Genomic DNA, 21,892 nt, shown 5'->3' on the forward strand with positions numbered 1-21,892 from the left:
TTCTATCTCCGGTTCATCTGCTTCGGATCGAGCGCATCCCGCAGCCCGTCACCGAGGAGGTTGAAAGCGAGACTGACAGACAGGATCGCAATGCCGGGAAAGGTCACCAGCCACCAGCTATCCAGCATGTAACGCCGGCCGGTGGCGATCATCGCTCCCCATTCCGGCAGCGGCGGCTGCGCGCCGAGGCCAAGAAAGCCCAGACCTGCGGCGGTCAGAATGACGGTTGCCATGTTCAGCGTCAGTCTGATGAGAACCGAGGGGAGACACATGGGCATGATCGACTTGACGATGATGCGTAGCGGCGACGCGCCCTGAAGCCTTGCAGCGGCAATGTAATCCGCCTTGCGAAAGGTCATGGCTTCAGCGCGGGCAAGACGCGCAATCGGCGGCCATGAGGTGAGCGCAATTGCAATGATCGCGTTATTAAGGCTCGGACCCAGTGCTGCGACGAAGGCGAGCGACAGGATGAGGCTAGGGAAAGACAGGAAGATATCCGTTATGCGCATCATCACCGTATCGAACTTGCCGCCGAGATAACCGGATGCCGTACCGACCAGAAGGCCGACGGGACCGACGATGATCGATACCAGCGTGATGATGGTGAGCGTGATGCGAGCGCCCCAGAGAAGACGGCTATAGATATCGCGCCCCAGCTCATCCGTCCCGAAGACATGGCCGTTGCCCGGGGGCTGCAGCGTGTTGGCGAGATTCTGTGCGTAAGGATCATGCGTCGCGAGCCAGGGCGCAAAAATCGCCGAGATGACGAGCAGCAGCAAGATCAGGAGGCCGAAAGCCGATGTCGGGCTTTTGAGGAGGAAGACGATAATGTTCTTCAGCGCGTTCAGCGGCACCGGAAGACGGAAGGAAGTTTCAGCACGGGCCGTCATCAGCGGGTCCTCGGATCGAAAAAGCGGTAGAGAATGTCGGACAGGAGATTGAGCCCGATAAAGATGACGCCGACGATCAGTACACAGGTCATCACGGCATTCATGTCGCCGATGATAAGATTGCTGGTGAGATATTGCCCGAAACCCGGCCAGGCGAAGACGGTCTCAATGAGGACCGCTCCTTCCAGCAGCGAACCGTAAGCCAGCGCGATGATGGTGACCAGCTGCACGCGAATATTGCCAAAAGCATGCAGCCACACCGTCTGCCGTTGCGACAGGCCTTTGACACGCGCGGTCGTCACATATTCCTGCCCCAGCTGATCCAGCATGAAGCTGCGCGTCATGCGGGTGATATAGGCAGAGGAGGAATAGCCCAGCAGGGCAGCTGGCAGGATGAGGTGGTTGATGGCCGACCGGAAGACCTCCATGTCACCCGCAAGCAGGCTGTCGATCAGCAGAAAGCCCGTCCGCTCCTCCACCAGACCGATATAGAACTGGTCCATGCGGCCACCGCCGCCAACGAGGCCGAGATGGGCGTAAAAAACGATCAGCGCGATCATGCCGGTCCAGAAGATCGGCATGGAATGGCCGAACAGGCTGAGAACGCGCACAAGATGATCCTGCCAGCGGTCTTTCTTCACGGCGGCGTAAACGCCCATGGGGATGCCGAGACCGGCACCGATCAGGATGGCGAAGGTCGCAAGCTCGATCGTCGCCGGCATCACGCTTATGATGTCCTCGATGACGGGGCGGCCCGTGCGGATCGACGTTCCGAAATTGCCGGTGAAGACATCTCCGAGATAATAGACGAACTGCTGCCACAGCGGGCGGTCAAAGCCGAGCGCGTGATAGACCTGTTCATAGGTTTCGCGGGTCGCATCCTCACCGACAATGGCCCGCACTGGGTCGGCGGGCATCAGGCGGCCAATGAAAAAGGTCAGCAGCAGCAATCCAAGCAGCGTGACCGCAATACTTCCGATCTGGCCGGACAAGCCATAAAGCGAAAGGCGTCTTTTTGACATGATTCCTCCCTTGCCAGTCACCGAACGTGCAAGGAGCACATCCTGTCTGACAACTACGGTAAAGTTGTCACAGGTGTTGCAGGCTGTCAAGCATCCGACGCCAAAATCGATATCGGCAAGCGCGGGGGTATACAGGCACAGCGTTGCCCAGGCGGCGGTTGCGGCGTTCTTCTTTCCCTAAAGAAGCCCACATTGCCACAACCGCACAACGCTGTATTCTCCCTGCCCACAGAAGGCTGACATGGAAATTCGTGGCGATTTGACCGCTCGTGTCTGCTGCCTCGGGGGAGGAAAATATGATCGACGTGACGCTCCTGGCCTTTGCCATGGTCGCCTTTATCGGCATTGCAACACCCGGCCCCACCGTCTTGCTGGCGCTTGCCAATGGTTCGAAATTCGGCGTGCGTCGCGCGATGATCGGCATGGCTGGTGCCGTCCTTTCGGATTTCGTCCTGATCGGCGCGGTTGCACTGGGACTCGGGGCTCTTATGGCCGCCTCGGAGTTCTGGTTCGTTGTCGTCAAGTGGGCCGGGGTCTGCTACCTTGTTTATCTTGGCATCATGCTTCTGCGCTCAAGAGGGACGCTTGACGGCGCTCGCGGCTCTGCAGAGGCAAACAGGGCCGCATCGGCGCGTTCAATCTTCCTGAAGAGCTTTCTCGTCGCCGTGACCAATCCCAAGGGATACCTGTTTTTTTCGGCCTTCCTGCCGCAATTCATCGATGTCGCCGCGCCGCAGATTCAGCAATATACCGTACTTGCGCTGATCTTCGCCGGCATCGATTTCATCGTGATGTTCGCATACGCCCTGTTCGGCGCGCAGGCGGTCAGGATATTGCGCAAGTCCGGAGCATTATGGCTCGACCGCATCTGCGGCGGCGCGCTGTTGACGCTTGCTGCTTCCCTGGCCTTTTACCGACGGGCAAACGCATAATTCATTGCTATATCAGCTATTTCCGCCCTACTCAGCCACGGTGCGGGATCGCAGGAGCACCTTGTAACGCTCGAGACTGCCGCGCAGATGCGAGGCCATATATTGGCGCGCGGCATCGGCGTCTCCCTCGATAATGGCATCGACGATCTTACCGTGCTCCTCTTGAAGGTGGAGGTTGTAATCCTTGGGGCGCGACCCCGGCGCGGCACCCTGTAATTCGCCGCGGGGAATGATACCGGACCGAATGAGTTGAAGAAACTCCGGAAACCGCCTGTTCTGCGTGGCCTGCGCGATGGCGAGATGGAATTCGAAATCGGCGTCCCGCGTTGGTAGCCCGGCGGCGAGACAGTCACCGACACGCCGATGCGCATCCACGATCGATTCCACCTGCACGGCGGAACGCCGCGAGGCCGCCAGCCCGGCGGATTCCACTTCGAACACGGTCCGCAGTTCCAGGAGTTCGATGACCGAGGAAATGCGACCCACGGCGAGATCGTTAAAAGGCAGTTCCTTTGCCGGCTTGGCTTCGACAGCAAAGACCCCTGCGCCCTTGCGTGCTTCAACGAGGCCATCGGCACGAAGAATGGCGATGGCCTCGCGCACAACCGTCCGGCTGACGGAATATTCCCGCGTCAATTCGCTTTCGCTCGGAAGCCGGTCACCCGGGCGGAACACCCCCTCCGCCAGGTCCCGTCGCAAGGCCGAACTGATTTTCGCCGCAAGCGATACTTGCTTGGTGCTGCTCTCGACGTCCATTTCGGCCCACCTGTTTTAAACTTGTCTGGCATGTTAGCAAACACCGGCCACATTGCAAGTGCCGGGTACCACCACCCCCATCGGATCAACCTCAGGCAGCAACCATGGCCGAACCGCTGGAAAAGCGGCTTCTATACTCTCCCGGTGAGAGGCCGAGAATGCGGTGAAACACCCGGCGAAAGGCGGCAGCGTCCTCATAACCCACCGACCAAGCGATCTGATCGACCGAACGGCGGGTGAATTCCAGCAATTCACGCGCCTTGCCGACCCGCAGGTGCTGGACATATTCGATGGGCTTCATGCCGGTCGCCACCTTGAAGCGGCGCAGGAAGGTTCGCTCCTCCAGCCCGGCATGGCCGGCCATGTCGGTAACGCTTGTCGCCCGCCCGGCACGGGCCTGCAACCAGTGCTGCACCTTGAGGATCGGCTCATCGCCATGCGTCAGCCTTGGGGCGAAACTACTATAATGACGCTGTTCCCGTCCTGACGGGTCGATCAGCAGAAACTTGCCGGTCTCGATCATCACGGAAGGGCCGAGCAGCCGGTCGACGATGCGCAGACCAAGATCGGTCCACGCCATCAACCCGCCGGCCGTGATGATATCGCCGTCCTCGATGACGATCTTGTCTATCTCCAGCCGGACATCGGGAAATCGGTCCCGAAAACGTTCCGCAAACAACCAGTGGGTCGTCGCCGGGCGGCCAGCCAGAAGCCCGGTGGCCGCGAGCATGAACGACCCGCCGCAACTGGCAGCCAGCGTCGCGCCCTGGGCGTGCCGGTTCAGCAGCCAGCGGGCGTAAGGCTCGGCTTCCTCGATTTCAGCCGGCCCGGTCAACCGGCCGGGCACAACGAAGATATCGGGATGCCCCGGCCCGCCGGGTTCCGTGTCATAGGAGCGGGAAAATTCACCGCCTTCGCCCATGCTCCAATGGCTGACCCGCAATTTGGGCCCGCCGCGATCCTGTGAAAATACCGACGCGATGGCGAAAAGATCGGTGATGCCATGCACCATGGCGATCTGGCAGTCCCGATAGAGGACCAGCCCCACTTCCAGCGCGCTTCCCGTTACACCCGCCATGCCCAACCCCCGTTTTGTCAGTTTCGGCTCGCTTTCTGTCAGAAGCGCCAATCCAGCCCCGGCTGCGTCAAGAGTATCTCTATTCCCACGGGACGCAAGCAAGCTCCCTGCAACAGGAGAGAGAGCCATGACAACGATCACCACCAGAGACGGAACGCACATCTTCTACAAGGACTGGGGCCCGAAAGACGGACAGCCCATCATCTTCTCCCACGGCTGGCCGCTCAGCGCCGACGCCTGGGACGCGCAGATGGTGTTCTTCGCCAATAACGGTTTCCGCACCATCGCCCATGACCGCCGCAGCCACGGCCGCTCCGATCAGGTTTGGCATGACAACACCATGGATCAATATGCCGACGATCTGGCCGAGTTAATCGAACAACTCGATCTTCACGACATCATTCTGGTTGGCCATTCCACCGGTGGCGGCGAGGTGACACGTTATATCGGCCGCCACGGCACCGCCCGCGTTGCCAAGATCGCTCTCATCGGCGCGGTGCCGCCGCTGATGCTGAAGACGGAAAGCAACGCCATCGGTCTGCCAATCGATGTTTTCGACGGCATCCGTAAGGGCACCTATGACAATCGCAGCCAGTTCTTCAAGGATCTGACCATTCCCTTCTACGGCTACAACCGCGAAGGCGCCGTCATATCCGACGGTATCCGTGATGAGTTCTGGCGGCAGGGCATGATGGGCGGTCTGAAAGGTCAGCTCGACAGTATCCGCGCCTTTTCGGAAAGCGATTTCCATCAGGACCTGAAAGCTTTCGACAAGCCGACGCTGGTTCTGCACGGCGATGACGACCAGATCGTGCCGGTCGGCGCTTCCGCGCTTTCCACGGTCAAGATCGTCAAACATGCGGTGCTCAAAATCTATCAGGGAGCCGATCATGGCCTGACACAGACCCATCAGGACCGGTTCAACGCCGACCTGCTCGCCTTCATCAACGGCTGAAACCACCGGATACAGGAGACACGGACATGACACAGAATACATTTCTCATCACCGGCGCATCCGACGGCATCGGCGCGGTTTATGCCGAACGTCTGGCAAAACGCGGCCACGATCTCATTCTGGTGGCGCGACGCGCCGAGAAGCTGAAGGCATTGGCCGCGCAGCTGGAAAAGGATCATCACATCGCCGTCGAGGTTCTCTCCGCCGATCTTTCCAGGGCGGAAGATCTCGAAAAGGTAGAGGCGCGGCTGCGTGAGGACCGGCGGATTACCGGCCTCGTCAACAATGCCGGTATCGCTGGCGAAGGCGCGATCACGGCGCTGGACCCAGCCTATGTGACGACGATGATCAACCTCAACATTCTCGCCGTCACGCGGCTTGCGGCAGCCATCGCGCCGCGCCTTGCCGCCGACGGAAAGGGTACGATCATCAACATTACATCAGTTACAGCACTGATGCCGGCAGCATTCACCGCCGTCTACCCGGCCACCAAGGCTTTCGTGCTCGCTTTTACCGAGGCGCTGCAGGCACAGCTTTCACCCTCCGGCGTGCGGGTTCAGGCCGTTCTTCCAGGTATCACCCGCACGGCCATCTGGGAGGAAGAACGGCTCGATGCCATTCCGGCCGCGATGGTCATGGATGTCCATGACATGGTGGATGCTGCCCTTGCCGGTCTCGACCTTGGCGAAGCGCTGACCATTCCCTCCCTGCCGGACACTGCCGATCTTGAAAATTTCCTTGCCGCGCGTGCAGCGCTGCGGCCCAATCTCTCCCATGCACTTGCCGCCAGCCGGTATCGTGCAGCCAAACCCGAATAGAGGGATACGTATCATGATCCTCGGACTGACCATTCCCCAATTCACCGCACTGCATGTGGGCTTGAGCTTCATCGGCATTGCTACCGGACTGATCGCCCTGCCCGCTTATGCGGCAGGGCGATGGATGCCCCGCATGATGGCGCTATTCCTCGTCACCACGCTTGCCACCACGCTCACCGGCTTCCTGTTCCCAATCGGAAATTTCACGCCGGCACTCGGTGTCGGCGTCATATCGACCCTCGTTCTGGCAATCGCACTTGTCGCGCTTTACGGATACGGTCTGAATGGCAGGGCGCGCATCATTTATACGATCACCGCCACGATGAGCCTCTATCTCAACATGTTCGTCCTGATCGTGCAGGCCTTTCTCAAGGTCGAAACGCTCAACAAGCTGGCGCCGAACGGCAATGAACCACCCTTCCTGATCGCCCAGACGGTCCTGCTTGTAGGAGCCATCTGTCTCGGCTGGAAGGCGACGCGCCGCAGGCTTGCCGTCTGAGGCCAGTGTGAATTCTAATCGATGCCGCACACATGCCTTGCGCCCTGCCACTCGGGCGCAGGGGATGTTCCGCTAACACGCCACAAGCCGCAGATAGCTGCGAAGGCACCTCGCACTCTTGCCATCGATCAATATACATTATACAATAATATATATTGAGTTGTTGCCACAGGAGATGTCGATGAAAGTCGTTAAGATCAACGAGCGCTTGACCGTTGCGGGGCAGCCGATGACCGCCGATTTCCAGTCGCTCTCCGCGCAGGGTTATAAAAGCGTCATCAATGCCCGGCCGGATGGCGAAGAGCCGGGCCAACCGGGCAATGAGCAGGAAAGAAGCGCCGCCGGGGCGGCAGGCATGGACTATGGCTTCATCCCGGTCAGCGGCCCTGCCATCACTGAGGCCGATATCCGCGCCTTTCAACAGAAAATGGCGGAAGCAGCAGGCCCCGTTTTTGCCCATTGCAAGGGTGGCACCCGTGCGCTCACGCTTCATGTGCTTGGGGAAGCGCTCGACGGACGCATGGAACGCGGCGACATCGAGGCTTTTGGCAAGGCGCATGGCTTTGATCTTTCCGGCGCCACCCGCTGGCTGGAGCGACGCGCGGCAGCGGTTCCGCACGTCAAGGCATTCTTTGATCCGCGCACCTGGAGCGTGCAATATGTCGTTTCCGATCCAGTGACCAAACGCTGCGCCATTATCGATCCGGTCTATGATTTTGATGAGAAATCCGGCGCAACCGGAACGATGAATGCCGACGCCATTCTGAACCATGTGGAAAGCGAAGGCCTGTCGGTGGAATGGATTCTCGATACTCATCCGCATGCCGACCATTTCTCCGCCGCCCATTACCTGAAGCAGAAGACCGGTGCGCAGACCGCCATCGGCGCGAACATCACCGGCGTACAGCGGCTCTGGCAGGAAAAATACAATTGGCCGGACCTTGAAACCGATGGTTCGCAGTGGGACAGGCTGTTCGAGGCGGGCGACAGGTTCAATATCGGTTCGCTTGAAGCGCGCGTGCTGTTTTCGCCCGGCCATACGCTCGCCTCCGTAACCTATGTGGTGGGAGACGCCGCCTTCGTGCACGATACGCTTTTCATGCCGGATTCAGGCACAGCGCGGGCTGATTTTCCCGGTGGCAGCGCCAGAGAACTCTGGGCGTCCATTCAGGACATTCTCGCCCTTCCGGACGAAACACGGCTGTTCACCGGCCATGATTATCAGCCCGGCGGCCGCGCGCCGAAATGGGAAAGTACGGTGGGCGAACAGAAACGCAGCAATCCACATCTGGTCGGGATGACGGAGGAAAGCTTCATCGACCTCAGGGAAACGCGGGATCGGACCTTGCCGATGCCAAAGCTCATCCTCCACGCCCTGCAGGTCAATATTCGCGGCGGACGACTGCCGGAGCCGGAGGCAAATGGCAGGCGTTACCTGAAATTCCCTCTTGATGTGCTGGAGGGCAGCACATGGTAAAAGGAAAGACGCTCGGAAAGCCCCTTCATACTCCTGACATTCCCCTTCCCGCCATGGAGGAACGGGCCGTGGAAGTCGCACTGCTTTTGAAGACCCTTGCCCACCCTGCGCGGCTGATGCTGGCCTGCACGCTGGCGCAGGGAGAGTTCTCCGTGGGAGAGCTGGAAGCCAGGCTGGATATTCGCCAGCCTACACTCTCCCAGCAGCTGGGCGTCCTGCGGGAAGCCGGTGTGGTTGAAACCCGGCGTGACGCCAAGCAAATTTTCTACCAGCTGAGCGAAGCGAAAGCGGCGCAGCTGATCGAGGCGCTTTACACCATATTCTGCGCGCCGGAGGAGGAGACCGCGTGAGCCCCTACTGGTCTTCTCTTTTCGGCGGCATGTTGCTCGGCCTCGCCTGCGTTCTCCTGCTTGTCTTTAACGGCCGCATTGCCGGTATCAGCGGGATCATCGGCAGAACTCTTGGCAGGCAGCGGCGTCTTGCCGATCTCGCCTTCATCGCCGGCTTGCTGGCGGGACCTTATATCCATGCCGCAGCATTCGGCCGGCTGCCCGCAATCACCGTCGCTGCCCCTTGGCCCCTCATCCTGATTGCCGGTCTGCTGGTGGGTTTTGGCACACGCATGGGCTCGGGCTGCACCTCCGGCCATGGCATCATGGGGCTGGCGCGGTTTTCCCGGCGCTCGATCGCCGCAACCGCCACCTTCCTGATCGCCGGCATCTTTACTGCGACGATAGCGGGAGCCCTGTCATGAAAAATCCGGCCGTAGCGCGTATTGCACTTGCATTGCTTGCAGGAGCGTTGTTCGGATTTGGCCTTTCGCTGTCGGGCATGGTCGATCCGGCGCGTGTTTCCGGCTTTCTCGACATCGCAAGCGGCCATTGGGACCCAAGCCTGATGTTCGTTCCTGGCGGTGCCGTTATGGTCGCGGCGCCGGGCGTGCTGCTCAGCAGACGTCTCGCCAAGCCCGTTCTCGCCGACGATTTCCGCCTTCCAGCAAAGACCCGCATCGACGGGCCGCTGATAACCGGCTCGGCGATTTTCGGCATCGGTTGGGGGCTTGCCGGTTTCTGCCCCGGCCCGGCACTCTCCGCTGTCGGCCTTGGGCTGATGCCAGTCGTTCTTTTCGTCTGCGCCATGATTGCCGGCATGCTGGCGCACGACCGCCTCTACCCGAAGCAGTCATAGCTCAAAACGCTCGTTCGGAACCGGAAACAGACGGTCGCGCGGGGGCGAAATGCTGCCGCGCGACGACGCTTGATTAAAGGTCGATCAGGCTCTTGCCCGTCATTTCCGGCGGCAAGGGCACATTCATCAGTTGCAGCAGGGTGGGCGCGACATCGGCGAGAATACCGTCATGCAGCTTCGCACCTTCAGGGCCACCGAAAAGGATCACCGGAACCGGATTTGTGGTGTGCGCCGTATGCGGGCCGCCGGTCACCGGGTCGACCATGGTTTCGCAATTGCCGTGGTCGGCAATCACAAGCATTGCGCCTCCCACTTTTTCGAGTGCGGCAACCACCGCACCGAGGCCACGATCCACGGCTTCACAGGCCTTGATTGCGGCCTGCAGATCACCGGTATGGCCGACCATATCAGGGTTGGCGTAATTGGTGACGATGAGATCGTAACCCTTGCCGATCGCCTCGACAAATTTTTCCGTTACCTCGGGCGCGCTCATTTCCGGCTGCAGGTCGTAAGTCGCGACCTTCGGGGATTTCGGCATGAAGCGATCTTCACCGACTTCCGGCTCTTCCTTGCCGCCGTTCAGGAAGAACGTCACATGCGGATATTTTTCCGTTTCGGCGAGGCGGAACTGCGTAAGTCCCTGCTTCGCCACCCAGGCGCCAAGCGTGTTGACGATATCGCGCTTCGGGTAAGCCGTGGTCATGAAATCATTGTGCCGGGTAGAATATTCCACCATGCCAAGCAGCGCCGAGAGCACTGGCTTTTCGCGCGCAAAACCGTCGAAATCATCGGCACCGATGGCAAGCAGGATTTCACGCGCGCGGTCAGCACGGAAGTTCAGGCAGAACAGGCCATCGCCGGCCTTGAAGCCTTCATAACCGTCGATTACGGTCGGCAGGATGAACTCGTCCGTGACTTTATTCGCGTAGCTCTGTGCAACGGCGCTCACCGCATCCCGGGCGTGCTCGCCTTTGGCCAGGACCATCGCGTCATAGGCCTTTTCGACACGCTCCCAGCGGTTGTCGCGGTCCATCGCATAATAACGGCCGATCACGGTGCCGATGCTGGCGCCTTCCGGCAGGCTTGCCACAAGCGCAGCCACAAAATCTTCAGCGGATTGCGGCGCGACGTCACGACCATCGGTGATGGCATGCACCACGACCTTCAGGCCGTGGCTGACCATCAGCTTCACCGCCGCCTGGCCGTGGAGGATATGGCCATGAACGCCGCCATCGGAAACGACGCACATCAGATGCGCCACACCGCCTGCGGCCTTCACCTTGGCGGCGAAATCAAGCATCGCCGCATTGCGGAAAAAGCTGCCATCCTCGATTGCAAGATCGATCTGGCCGAGATCCATGGCGACGATGCGGCCCGCACCGATATTGGTATGGCCGACTTCGGAATTGCCCATTTGTCCGGTAGGCAGCCCCACCTTAGGACCAAACGTGGTGAGCCTCGCATTCGGGCAGGTGGCGAAAAGCCGGTCCATGGTGGGCGTGTTTGCCAGAACAGGCGCGTTGCTGGATGTATCCTCACTCAGCCCCCAGCCATCGAGAATAGTCAGGACAACGGGTTTGGGAGTTTGCATGGGAGGACCTTTTTCGTTCTGTTGCCGGCGGAGAGCGGACCGCCGGGCACCGGAGCGCCCTCGTCCGCCACTGTGATCGTGATGAGAAAACATGCTTCTCGTTCTTCTCTTCTATACCCGAAGATGACGAACGCAAGCCTATACCGATAGCGAAACAGTTCCGTGAAGGCTGAAAACGCGGGCTAAGAAATGCGGTCATGACACGCATACGCCCTCCTCCCTGTGCTCGTCACAGGACTCCAGCCGACGCGCGTCTGCGCGACGGGACGAGTTCCTTTCAGCCTAAAGACTTGGGCTGGCTGGGTCCCTTTGACGAGCACAGGGACGAGGGAGCAAGGATCGCCTTCAATCGATGAAAATAAGCGCCGGCTTTTCCAGAAGCGCCTTGACGGCCTGTATGAAGACTGCCGCATCCCAGCCGTCCACGACACGATGATCGAAGCTCGAAGACAGGTTCATCATCCTGCGCGGCACAAAGCGAATTCCGTCCCAGACCGGCCGCGTCACGATCTTGTTGACGCCGATGATCGCGACTTCGGGGTAATTGATGATGGGCGTCGAAACGATACCACCCAACGCCCCAAGCGAGCTGATGGTGATGGTGGAGCCCATCAGTTCTTCCCGATGCGCCGTCCCGGTGCGAGCGGCTTCGGCAACGCGTGCGACCTCGTCTGCGCACTCCCAAAGGCCGAGCGCTTCCGCGTGGCGCACAACCGGAACGGTGAGGCCTGACGGTGTCTGCGTGGCAATGCCGATATGAACCGCCTCGTAGTGGCTGACGACACCTTTTTCATCATCGAAAAGCGCATTCATACCAGGATGATCGGCAACGGCTTTGACAAGCGCGCGCATCAAAAATGGCAGGACCGTCAGTTTCGGCTGCCCGGAACGGCGGTTGCCGTTCATCGTAGCGCGCAGATCTTCCAGATCGGTCACGTCGACTTCTTCGACATAGGTGATGTGGGGAATGCGGGAGGCGGAAAGCACCATCTTCTCGGCAATCTTGCGCCTGAGCCCCGTCACCTTCACCTCTTCGACAGCGCTATCGTGGGCTGCCATCGGTTCAGTGCGTTCCGGCCGCCCCCGCACGGTTAAGAACGCGTCGAGATCCGCATGGGTAATATGCCCGTCGGGACCCGTTCCCTTGACCTGTGCAAGATCGATATCGAGATCGTCAGCACGCTGGCGAACGGCCGGAGATGCCAGCGGCTTATGGTGCAGTTCGGCGGCAGGCGCCGTGTTGGCCTCCCCGGCTTCGCGCGGCACCGGCTGGGTTTCAACGGGTGGCGGCGTGTCCGTCATGTCGGCGGGCGCTTCCTCTTCCGTCATGCGGGTCGGCGCGTCCCCTTCCGGCGCGCTACCATTGGCAGCGACGGCAGCGACATCGGTTTCGATGCGCAGGAGCGGTGCTTTCACCGGCACCGTATTTCCCACCGTTACCGCGAGCCAGGTGACGACGCCCGCCACCGGCGAAGGGATTTCCACCGTCGCCTTGTCGGTCATCACCGCGGCCAGCACCATGTCCTCGTGGACAAGATCGCCCGGTTTGACGTTCCATTCCACGAGTTCGGCTTCCGCCACACCTTCACCGACATCGGGCATGGTTAGAGTAAATTCTGCCATGATCAGGCCTCCATGACTTCGACAAGGGCGCGCCCGACGCGGGCAGGCCCCGGAAAATAGTCCCACTCCTGCGCATGGGGATAAGGCGTATCCCAACCTGCGACGCGCACGACGGGAGCCTCAAGGTGATAAAAACAATGTTCCTGCACCAGCGACACGACTTCTGCCCCGAAGCCGGAGGTCAACGTCGCCTCATGCACCATGACGCAGCGGCCGGTCTTGGAAACCGACTTCACGACGGTATCGAGGTCGAGCGGCAGCAGGCTGCGCAGATCGATGATCTCGGCGTCCACCCCAGTCTCTTCCGCCGCTGCCAGCGCCACATGCACCATGGTGCCATAAGCGATGACCGTGACATCGTTTCCGGGGCGGCGGATTTCGGCCTTGCCGATGGGAATGGTGTAGTGCCCTTCCGGCACCTCCCCCTTCTCGTGTTTGGACCATGGCGTTACGGGCCGGTCATGATGACCGTCAAACGGGCCGTTGTAGAGCCGCTTCGGCTCCAGAAACATTACGGGGTCGGGATCTTCGATGGACGCTATCAGTAGCCCCTTGGCGTCGTAAGGATTGGAAGGAACCACCACTTTCAGCCCGCAAACATGGGTGAAAAGCGCCTCCGGGCTCTGGCTATGCGTCTGGCCTCCGAAAATGCCGCCGCCGGTCGGCATGCGAAGAACGATCGGGCAGGTAAAATCCCCGTTTGAGCGATAACGGATACGCGCTGCCTCCTGGGTAATCTGGTCATAGGCGGGATACATGTAATCGGCGAACTGGATTTCGACACAGGGCCGCAATCCATAAGCGGCCATGCCGATGGCGGTGCCGACAATGCCGGATTCGCTGATCGGCGCATCGAAACAGCGGGTTTTACCGTATTTCTGCTGCAGCCCCTGCGTGGCGCGGAAAACCCCACCGAAATAGCCAACATCTTCGCCGAACACCACGACTTCGTCGCTGCGCTCCATGGACACATCCATGGCGCTGCGGACGGCTTCAATCATCGTCATTCTTGCCATGTCTTACCATCCTGCCTTCTGGCGCTGGCGGACGAGATGCGCCGGCATCTCGGCGTAAACACCTTCGAAAATATCCTTCTTCGGCGGTTTTTTGCCCTCGTGCAGCGTGCCGTGGCTTTCCGCCTCGCGCTGGGCTTCCAGCACCTCATCGGCGATCTCCGCCTCCGCCTGCCGGTGCCGCTCTTCCGACCAGACGCCACGCAGGATGAGGTGTTTCTTCAACCTCAGGACAGGGTCGCCCAGAGGCCATGCTTCGGACTCGGTCTTCGGGCGGTAGGCGCTCGGATCGTCAGAGGTGGAATGCGCGCCGACACGATAGGTGACGTATTCGATGAGCGTCGGGCCGAGATTGCGGCGCGCCCGCTCCACGGCCCAACGGGCCACGGCATAAACGGCCAGATAATCATTACCGTCGACCCGCAGTGCGGGAATACCGAAACCCAGCCCGCGTGCCGCGAAGGTCCCGGAGCCCCCGCGTGCAATGCCCTGAAAGGTGGAAATGGCCCATTGGTTGTTGACGATGTTGAGAACGACCGGCGCCTTGTAGGTCGATGCAAAAACCATCGCCGAATGAAAGTCCGACTCCGCCGTCGAGCCATCGCCAATCCAGGCGGCCGCAATCTTTGTATCACCCTTGATGGCCGATGCCATCGCCCATCCCACCGCCTGCACATATTGCGTGGCGAGATTGCCGGATACGGTGAAGAAACCGTGTTCTTTGGAAGAGTAAAGGACCGGCAGTTGCCGCCCGTGCAGCGGGTCGAGTTCGTTGGAATAGATCTGGTTCATCATGGTGACGAGCGGATAGTCGTCGGCTATCAGCAGACCTGCCTGCCGATAGGTCGGGAAGTTCATGTCGCCCTTGGAAAGCGCCTTGCGGAAGGCGCAACTCACTGCCTCCTCCCCGAGATGCTGCATATAAAAAGAGGTCTTGCCCTGTCGCTGCGCCATCAGCATGCGCGCATCGAAAGCCCGAAGCCTCATCATGTTCTTCAGACCCGTCAGCAGGTCGTCATCCGAAAGCAGCCCGGCCCAAGGTCCGACGGCCTCACCCTGATGATTAAGGACGCGAATGATCGAATAGGCGAGATCACGCATGCTCTCGGGCGCGGCATCCACTTCCGGGCGAGGCACGGAACCGGCCTTGGGTATCTTTACATTGGAGAAATCCGGCTGATCGCCGGGCCGCACGGCGGGTTCCGGAACATGCAGGCTGAGATGTGGCGTTTCTGATATGTCCATTCTACTCCTCCCGTCGCGGTCTCCTCCAGACCGTGAAACAACTCTCAAAGGTTTCTTGCGATCACCATCCGCTGGACATCGCTTGTTCCCTCGTAAATCTGGCAGATGCGCACATCGCGATAGATCCGCTCCACCGGATAATCCGCCATGTAGCCATAACCGCCGTGGATCTGGATGGCGTCCGAACAAACGCGTTCGGCCATTTCCGACGCGAAGAGCTTGGCCATCGAGGCCTCCGAAAGACAGGATTCACCCGCTTCCTTCAGCGCCGCCGCGTGCAGCACCAGCTGCCGCGCCGCCTGAATGCGTGTCGCCATATCCGCGAGACGAAACGCCACCGCCTGATGTTCGATGATCGCCTGCCCGAAGGCCTTGCGCTCACGGGCATAATCCCGCGCCGCCTCAAACGCCGCCTGCGCCATGCCCACCGCCTGCGCCGCGATGCCGATGCGGCCGCCTTCCAGATTGGCGAGCGCAATGCGGTAACCCTGACCTTCCTCACCGAGCCGTAAATCGGCGGGAATGGCCATGTCGTTGAAAGCGATCTGGCAGGTATCGGAAGAGTGAAGGCCGAGCTTTTCTTCGACCCGGATAACCTCATAGCCCGGCGTATCGGTGGGCACTATGAAGGCGCTGATACCCTTCTTGCCTGCCGCTGCATCCGTAACGGCAAAAACAATGACGACATCGCCATTCTTACCCGAGGTGATGAACTGCTTTGCGCCATCAAGAATATAGCGATCGCCATCGCGACGCGCCCTGGTCTTGAGATTTGAGGCATCGGAGCCAGCCTGTGGTTCGGTCAGCGCAAAGCCGCCGATCCATTCGCCGGAGGCAAGCTTCGGCAGAAAACGCTGCTTCTGGTCCTCGGTCCCGAATTTTAGGATCGGCACGCAACCGACCGAATTATGGACGCTCATGATGGTGGAACAGGCACCGTCCCCCGCAGCGATTTCTTCCAGCGCCAGCGCATAAGCGACAGCACCGGTTTCCGCCCCGCCATACTCTTCGGACACCAGCATGCCGAGGAAGCCGAGCTCGCCCATCGCTTTCAATTCTTCCTTGGGGAAACGGCTTTCCCGGTCACGCGAAGCGGCGCCAGGGGCAAGCCTTTCCCGCGCAAAGTCGCGGGCCATATCTCTGATCTGCTGCTGGGATTCAGTGAGCATCATCGCCGCCTCCCGCCAAAAAGCAGAAGCGTATCAGGCGCGTCGCCAGCTGGAATTGGTCGCGAGGGCTGCCCTTGAAAGCACGGGCGGCCCCATCGATCACGACAGGGTCATGCACAGCCAAATTCACCTCCCTTGGCCAGCCCTGACGTGAGGAACCGGCCCGCCGCAAATCTCCTCCAGACCGCGACTGACGTGAACGCTATCACTATCTCGAATTCATTTCAAAGCTATTTTGATTGACAGTTTTTTGATTGGCGATATCTTTGATCCAACAAATAGTCATATCATAGAGCAAATGATCCATGATTGAGCTCGACAGTTTCGACCAGAAGATTCTGCATGTTCTCGGCGATGACGGGCGGGTCAGCTGGCGGGATCTTGCGGCTCGGATAGGCCTTTCCTTCACGCCAACGTTGCGCCGCGTGCGCAAGCTCGAAGAGGAAGGGATCATTCGCGGCTATACCGCCGTGTTTGACGAGAACCGGCTGCTCGGCAATATGGGTGTCTTCATCTCCGTCACGCTGGAGCGGCAGATTAAGGAAGCGCTGACGACATTCGAACATCATGTGGCCTCCATTCCCGAGGTGGTGGGTGGTTACCAGACGAGCGGCAGTTCCGATTATCTGATCCACGCCATGGTGCGGGATCTGCCGCATTACCAGCAGCTGCTGGATTTCCTGACCACCGTTCCCGGCGTGTCGCGCATCCAGTCCAACTTTGCCATCAAGACATTCGTGCGCCGTTCCGCCGCCTTCACCGGGGGTGACACGCCGTAAATAAGGGCTGCCGGCGCGGAGGAGGTGCCGGCTGCTGACAAAAGGGACGGCCCGCCGTCCGGAGGAGGAGACGCGATGAGTTTGAACCTCGCCGCCATTTTCGATGCCGATCTCGGCCCGGAAATCGCAGCATTACGCGACAGCGCAAGTGCATTTGCCGATGATAAAATCGCCCCGCTGGCGGCCGAGATCGACAGGGACGACCGCTTCCCGCGTCAGCTCTGGCCTGAAATGGGCGAGCTCGGCCTGCACGGCATTACTGTTTCGGAAGAATTCGGCGGTGCCGACATGGGCTATCTCGCCCATTGCGTGGCGATGGAGGAAATAAGCCGGGCTTCCGCTTCCATTGGCCTTTCCTACGGCGCCCATTCCAACCTCTGCATCAACCAGATCCATCGTTGGGGCACGCAACAGCAGAAGCACAGATATCTGCCGAAACTTGTCTCGGGCGAGCATGTCGGTTCGCTTGCCATGAGCGAGACGGAAGCCGGATCGGATGTCGTCTCGATGCGGCTGAAGGCGGAACGCAGGGGCGACCGCTATGTGCTGAACGGTGCGAAAATGTGGATCACCAACGGCCACGAGGCCGATACGCTGGTCGTTTACGCCAAGACCGACATGTCCGCCGGCCCGCGCGGCATCACCGCCTTCCTCATTGAAAAAGGCTTCAAAGGGTTTCGTCCGGCCCAGAAACTCGACAAGCTCGGCATGCGCGGTTCCCCCACTTCGGAACTCGTGTTCGAGGATTGCGAGGTGCCGGAGGAAAACATCCTCGGGCGGTTGAATGACGGCGTGGCGGTGCTGATGAGCGGGCTGGATTACGAGCGCGCCGTGCTGGCCGCCGGCCCCGTAGGTATCATGCAGGCGGCAATCGACCTTGTGCTGCCTTATGCCCGCGAGCGCAAGCAATTCGGCAAACCGATCGGTGAATTCCAGCTCGTGCAGGGTAAGCTCGCGGATATCTATTCGGCGATGAACGCATCGCGCGCTTATGTCTATTCCGTGGCCCGGGCCTGCGACAATGGCCGCATCACGAGGCAGGATGCGGCAGGGGCTATCCTCTTCGCCGCCGAGCGGGCGACGCAGGTGGCGCTGGATGCAATCCAGCTTCTCGGCGGCTCCGGTTACGTGAATGAAAGTCCGGCCGGGCGGCTGCTACGCGATGCCAAGCTTTACGAAATCGGCGCAGGCACGAGCGAAATTCGCCGGATGCTGATCGGCCGCGAACTGGTCAAGGGCAACGGGTGAGGACGCGATGAAGCTTACGTCCAGTATGAACCGCGATCCCGTCTTCGCTGCCAATGTCGAGTTCATGTCGAATCTGGTGGCTGACCTGCGCCAACACGTCGAAAAAATCTCCAGAGGCGGCGGCGACAAGGCCCGCGAACGGCATCTTTCCCGTGGCAAATTGCTGGTACGTGACCGCATCGAGACACTTCTTGATCCCGGCAGTCCATTCCTCGAATTCTCGCAATTTGCAGCTTACGAGGTTTATGACGAACCTGTTCCGGCCGCCGGCATTGTCACCGGCATCGGCAGGGTCTCGGGCCGAGAATGTGTAATCGTCGCCAATGATGCGACGGTGAAGGGCGGCACCTATTATCCGCTGACGGTGAAGAAACATTTGCGCGCGCAGGAGATTGCCGCCGAGAACCGCCTGCCCTGTATTTACCTCGTGGATTCCGGCGGCGCGAACCTCCCCAATCAGGACGAAGTGTTTCCCGACCGCGATCATTTCGGCCGCATCTTCTACAATCAGGCCAATATGTCGGCGAAAGGCATCGCCCAGATCGCCGTGGTGATGGGCAGCTGCACGGCGGGCGGGGCCTATGTGCCTGCGATGAGCGACCAGTCCGTGATCGTCAAAAACCAGGGCACCATCTTCCTTGGCGGCCCGCCGCTGGTGAAGGCGGCAACAGGTGAGGTGGTGAGTGCGGAAGAGCTGGGCGGTGCGGATGTGCACTCCCGGCAATCCGGCGTCACCGATCATTTTGCCCATGACGACCGCCACGCGCTGGCGCTGACCCGGCGGATCGTTTCCAGCCTCAACCGCCGCAAACAGTTGGGGCTGGATATCCGTGAACCGGCAGAACCGCTTTACCCGCCCGAAGAGCTTTACGGCATCGTTCCCGCCGATACGCGCAAACCCTTCGAGGTACGTGAGATCATCGCCCGTCTGGTGGATGGTTCTGAATTTGATGAGTTCAAGGCGCTTTATGGCACGACGCTGGTCTGTGGTTTCGCCCATATCCATGGCTATCCCGTTGGCATCATCGCCAATAACGGCATCCTGTTTTCGGAATCGGCGCTCAAGGGCGCGCATTTCATCGAGCTCTGCTGCCAGCGCGGCATCCCGCTGGTTTTCCTGCAAAACATCACCGGCTTCATGGTCGGCAAGGCCTATGAGGCAGGCGGCATCGCCAAGGATGGCGCAAAGCTCGTCACCGCTGTTGTTTCAGCCAAAGTGCCGAAATTCACCGTCATCATCGGCGGCTCCTTCGGGGCCGGTAATTACGGCATGTGCGGGCGGGCCTATTCGCCACGCTTCCTGTGGATGTGGCCGAATGCCCGCATTTCCGTGATGGGCGGCGAGCAGGCGGCCTCCGTTCTGGCACAGATTCGCCGCGACGGTATCGAAGCTGATGGCCGGCACTGGTCGAAGGAAGGCGAAGAAGCGTTCAAGCAGCCGATCCGCGAAAAATACGAGCGGGAGGGCCATCCCTATTATGCCAGCGCGCGGCTTTGGGACGACGGTATCATCGACCCAAAGGATACCCGCCTCGTCCTCGGCCTCGGTCTGTCCGCCGCGCTCAACGCACCCATTGAACCCACCCGTTTCGGCATATTCAGGATGTGAGGCGACGATGTTTTCGAAAATACTCATCGCCAACAGGGGCGAGATCGCCTGCCGCATCATCCATACCGCCCGCAAAATGGGCATTCGTACCGTCGCCGTTTATTCCGATGCCGATCGTGACGCCATGCATGTGGCGCTTGCCGACGAAGCGATCGCCATCGGCGCTGCACCCGCGCGTGCCTCCTATCTCGATGGCGAAAAGATCATCGCCGCAGCGAAGACAAGCGGCGCAGAAGCCATTCATCCGGGTTACGGTTTCCTTTCGGAAAATGCCGGTTTCGCCGAAGCCTGTGCCGCCGCCGGGCTGGTGTTCATCGGCCCACCGGCCGCGGCGATCCGCGCCATGGGCGGCAAAAGCGAAGCAAAGGCACTGATGTCCAAGGCTGGCGTGCCCGTGGTTCCCGGTTATCACGGTAAGGACCAGGCGGAGGAACGGCTGGGAAATGAGGCGGAAGCCATAGGCTATCCCGTCCTGCTCAAGGCTTCGGCCGGCGGCGGCGGCAAGGGCATGCGCATCGTCAGGCAAAAACGTGAATTTGCGGCGGAATTTGCCGGGGCAAAACGCGAGGCATCGGCCGCCTTCGGTGATGACCGCATGCTGATCGAAAAATATCTCGAACGGCCGCGCCATGTGGAGGTGCAGATCTTTGCCGATAGCCACGGCAATTGTTTTTCCCTTTTCGAACGTGACTGCTCGATCCAGCGCAGGCATCAGAAGGTTTTGGAAGAAGCCCCTGCCCCCGGCCTGCCGGATGCGCTCAGGCAACGTATGTATGAAGCGGCAACAGCCGCCGCCCGCGCGATCGACTATCGCGGTGCGGGAACCGTGGAATTCCTGCTCGATCCTTCCGGCGCATTCTATTTCATGGAAATGAATACGAGGCTTCAGGTCGAACATCCCGTGACCGAGTATATTACCGGTCTCGATCTGGTCGAATGGCAGATCCGTGTTGCGGATGGTGAAACGTTACCGCAGGACTGGGCCGATCTCAGCATACATGGTCATGCCATCGAGACCCGTATCTATGCCGAAGACCCGGCGCATGATTTCCTGCCCTCGGTCGGCACCATCAGCCATCTCGTTTTCCCCGATCAGGGCCCTCACGTCAGGATCGACAGCGGCATCCGCGCCGGCGACGCCATCACCGTGCATTACGATCCGATGATCGCCAAGCTTATCGTCTGGGATCGGGACCGAGCCTCAGCCGTGCGGCGTCTGACGTTGGCGCTGGAAAATCTGGCGATCTGCGGCGTTACCAGCAACGCCGCGTTTCTGACACGGCTTGCCCGATTGGAAGCTTTCGCCTCAGCCGACCTCGATACGGGTTTCATCACCCGCAACGAGGCTTCGCTCTTTGCTCCAGCCTCGAATGATGGAGGTGTCATCGCCCTCGCCGCGCTTGGCCTGCTGCTCTTCCGCCGGACAAATGGAATGTCGCAATCAGAGGCGGATCCCCATAGCCCGTGGAACACGAAGGCCGCATTCCGTCTCAACGCACCGGCGCGGGAAACGCTGAATTTCATGTTTGAGAACCAGCCGTTAAGCGTCGGCGTCACGCATGAGGGTGATGAATTCACGCTCGCAATCGAGGGGCGGACGATCCGGGCCTACGGCAGCCTTTCCGGTGACGGCCAGCTCGTTGCAACCTTGGACGGCCGGAAAAGTCAGGGCTATTTCTTCGCCGAGACCGGCACCTATGCGCTTTTCCTGCATGGCGAGCCTTACCGCATCAGCCAGCCAGATCCCGTCGAAATCGCGGATTCTTCCGTTCATGCCGGTGGCCTGGAAGCTCCCATGCCGGGCGTGATCCGCGCGGTGCTCAGCCGGAACGGTGCTGTCGTGGAGGCCGGCGACGCGCTTGTGGTTATGGAAGCGATGAAGATGGAGCATACTATCCGTGCACCGGCGAAGGGCATCGTCAAGGCCATCAATTGCAATGAAGGCGATATGGTCGCGGCCGGCGCGGTGCTGGTGAATTTCGAGCCGGAAGGAGCATGAG

General features: G+C 60.2%; 21 protein-coding genes. 12 read left to right on the top strand and 9 right to left on the bottom strand.

The window, feature by feature from the left end; translation table 11 throughout:
• Positions 1–2: 2 nt before the first annotated feature.
• Together QE453_RS02085 and QE453_RS02090 are read right to left on the bottom strand one after the other, a co-directional pair.
• A complete protein-coding gene (locus QE453_RS02085; protein ID WP_004445513.1) occupies positions 3–890 on the bottom strand; it encodes an ABC transporter permease in 888 nt (295 codons plus the stop codon).
• Positions 890–1,912, bottom strand: a complete 1,023-nt coding sequence (locus tag QE453_RS02090; RefSeq protein ID WP_004445514.1) for an ABC transporter permease — start codon at positions 1,910–1,912, stop codon at positions 890–892. The genes QE453_RS02085 and QE453_RS02090 overlap by 1 nt, the downstream gene beginning before the upstream one ends.
• 296 nt (positions 1,913–2,208) lie before the next feature.
• On the opposite strand from QE453_RS02090, the gene QE453_RS02095 reads away from it, so the two are divergent.
• Entirely contained in the window at positions 2,209–2,844 is a 636-nt protein-coding gene (locus tag QE453_RS02095; protein WP_309776279.1) for a LysE family translocator, read from the top strand.
• Between the two features lie 27 nt (positions 2,845–2,871).
• Here the strand turns inward: QE453_RS02095 and QE453_RS02100 are convergent, their stop codons facing one another.
• Complete coding sequence (locus QE453_RS02100; RefSeq protein WP_004445516.1) at positions 2,872–3,600, bottom strand: FadR/GntR family transcriptional regulator; 729 nt, start codon at positions 3,598–3,600, stop codon at positions 2,872–2,874.
• A 91-nt stretch (positions 3,601–3,691) separates the two neighbouring features.
• Positions 3,692–4,678 (bottom strand): GlxA family transcriptional regulator, encoded by a 987-nt coding sequence (locus tag QE453_RS02105; protein WP_004445517.1) that lies wholly within the window; start codon positions 4,676–4,678, stop codon positions 3,692–3,694.
• 127 nt (positions 4,679–4,805) lie between these two features.
• Here QE453_RS02105 and QE453_RS02110 point away from each other — a divergent pair, with 127 nt between their 5' ends.
• From QE453_RS02110 to QE453_RS02140, 7 genes are all read left to right on the top strand, one after another.
• Positions 4,806–5,633: an alpha/beta hydrolase gene (locus QE453_RS02110; protein WP_309776280.1), complete on the top strand. Its 828-nt coding sequence runs from the start codon at positions 4,806–4,808 to the stop codon at positions 5,631–5,633.
• A gap of 26 nt (positions 5,634–5,659) precedes the next feature.
• A complete protein-coding gene (locus QE453_RS02115) occupies positions 5,660–6,451 on the top strand; it encodes an SDR family oxidoreductase (RefSeq protein WP_113381761.1) in 792 nt (263 codons plus the stop codon).
• A 13-nt stretch (positions 6,452–6,464) separates the two neighbouring features.
• The gene (locus tag QE453_RS02120) at positions 6,465–6,950 is read left to right on the top strand and encodes a hypothetical protein (protein ID WP_004445520.1); all 486 of its coding nucleotides are present in this window, start codon (positions 6,465–6,467) and stop codon (positions 6,948–6,950) included.
• 181 nt (positions 6,951–7,131) lie between these two features.
• Complete coding sequence (gene blh / locus QE453_RS02125; protein WP_309776281.1) at positions 7,132–8,427, top strand: bifunctional sulfur transferase/dioxygenase Blh; 1,296 nt, start codon at positions 7,132–7,134, stop codon at positions 8,425–8,427.
• The gene (gene bigR / locus QE453_RS02130) at positions 8,421–8,777 is read left to right on the top strand and encodes a sulfite-sensing transcriptional repressor BigR (RefSeq protein WP_107339452.1); all 357 of its coding nucleotides are present in this window, start codon (positions 8,421–8,423) and stop codon (positions 8,775–8,777) included. The genes blh and bigR overlap by 7 nt, the downstream gene beginning before the upstream one ends.
• Entirely contained in the window at positions 8,774–9,181 is a 408-nt protein-coding gene (locus QE453_RS02135) for a YeeE/YedE family protein (RefSeq protein ID WP_333899355.1), read from the top strand. The genes bigR and QE453_RS02135 overlap by 4 nt, the downstream gene beginning before the upstream one ends.
• The gene (locus QE453_RS02140; protein WP_309776282.1) at positions 9,178–9,615 is read left to right on the top strand and encodes a YeeE/YedE family protein; all 438 of its coding nucleotides are present in this window, start codon (positions 9,178–9,180) and stop codon (positions 9,613–9,615) included. Before QE453_RS02135 ends, QE453_RS02140 begins: the two co-directional genes overlap by 4 nt.
• Positions 9,616–9,688: 73 nt before the next feature.
• Here QE453_RS02140 and gpmI read toward each other — a convergent pair whose 3' ends face one another.
• From gpmI to QE453_RS02165, 5 genes are all read right to left on the bottom strand, one after another.
• Complete coding sequence (gene gpmI / locus QE453_RS02145) at positions 9,689–11,206, bottom strand: 2,3-bisphosphoglycerate-independent phosphoglycerate mutase (RefSeq protein WP_004445529.1); 1,518 nt, start codon at positions 11,204–11,206, stop codon at positions 9,689–9,691.
• Positions 11,207–11,551: 345 nt separating this feature from the next.
• Positions 11,552–12,829, bottom strand: coding sequence for a dihydrolipoamide acetyltransferase family protein (locus QE453_RS02150; protein ID WP_309776283.1), 1,278 nt, complete (start codon positions 12,827–12,829; stop codon positions 11,552–11,554).
• Positions 12,830–12,831: 2 nt separating this feature from the next.
• Complete coding sequence (locus tag QE453_RS02155; RefSeq protein ID WP_112636344.1) at positions 12,832–13,845, bottom strand: alpha-ketoacid dehydrogenase subunit beta; 1,014 nt, start codon at positions 13,843–13,845, stop codon at positions 12,832–12,834.
• A 3-nt stretch (positions 13,846–13,848) separates the two neighbouring features.
• Positions 13,849–15,087: a 3-methyl-2-oxobutanoate dehydrogenase (2-methylpropanoyl-transferring) subunit alpha gene (locus QE453_RS02160; RefSeq protein WP_022562920.1), complete on the bottom strand. Its 1,239-nt coding sequence runs from the start codon at positions 15,085–15,087 to the stop codon at positions 13,849–13,851.
• A gap of 44 nt (positions 15,088–15,131) precedes the next feature.
• Positions 15,132–16,259: an acyl-CoA dehydrogenase family protein gene (locus QE453_RS02165; protein ID WP_309776284.1), complete on the bottom strand. Its 1,128-nt coding sequence runs from the start codon at positions 16,257–16,259 to the stop codon at positions 15,132–15,134.
• A 302-nt stretch (positions 16,260–16,561) separates the two neighbouring features.
• On the opposite strand from QE453_RS02165, the gene QE453_RS02170 reads away from it, so the two are divergent.
• The 4 genes from QE453_RS02170 to QE453_RS02185 all read left to right on the top strand — a co-directional run bounded on the left by QE453_RS02170 (position 16,562) and on the right by QE453_RS02185 (position 21,891).
• A complete protein-coding gene (locus QE453_RS02170) occupies positions 16,562–17,035 on the top strand; it encodes an Lrp/AsnC family transcriptional regulator (protein ID WP_004445535.1) in 474 nt (157 codons plus the stop codon).
• A 75-nt stretch (positions 17,036–17,110) separates the two neighbouring features.
• Positions 17,111–18,283, top strand: coding sequence for an isovaleryl-CoA dehydrogenase (locus QE453_RS02175; protein ID WP_309776285.1), 1,173 nt, complete (start codon positions 17,111–17,113; stop codon positions 18,281–18,283).
• A 7-nt stretch (positions 18,284–18,290) separates the two neighbouring features.
• Positions 18,291–19,892: a carboxyl transferase domain-containing protein gene (locus QE453_RS02180; RefSeq protein WP_309776286.1), complete on the top strand. Its 1,602-nt coding sequence runs from the start codon at positions 18,291–18,293 to the stop codon at positions 19,890–19,892.
• Positions 19,893–19,899: 7 nt separating this feature from the next.
• Entirely contained in the window at positions 19,900–21,891 is a 1,992-nt protein-coding gene (locus tag QE453_RS02185) for an acetyl/propionyl/methylcrotonyl-CoA carboxylase subunit alpha (RefSeq protein WP_309776287.1), read from the top strand.
• Position 21,892: the final 1 nt, after the last annotated feature.

It is taken from the genome of Agrobacterium sp. SORGH_AS_0440, from assembly GCF_031453135.1.
Classification (GTDB): domain Bacteria; phylum Pseudomonadota; class Alphaproteobacteria; order Rhizobiales; family Rhizobiaceae; genus Agrobacterium; species Agrobacterium pusense.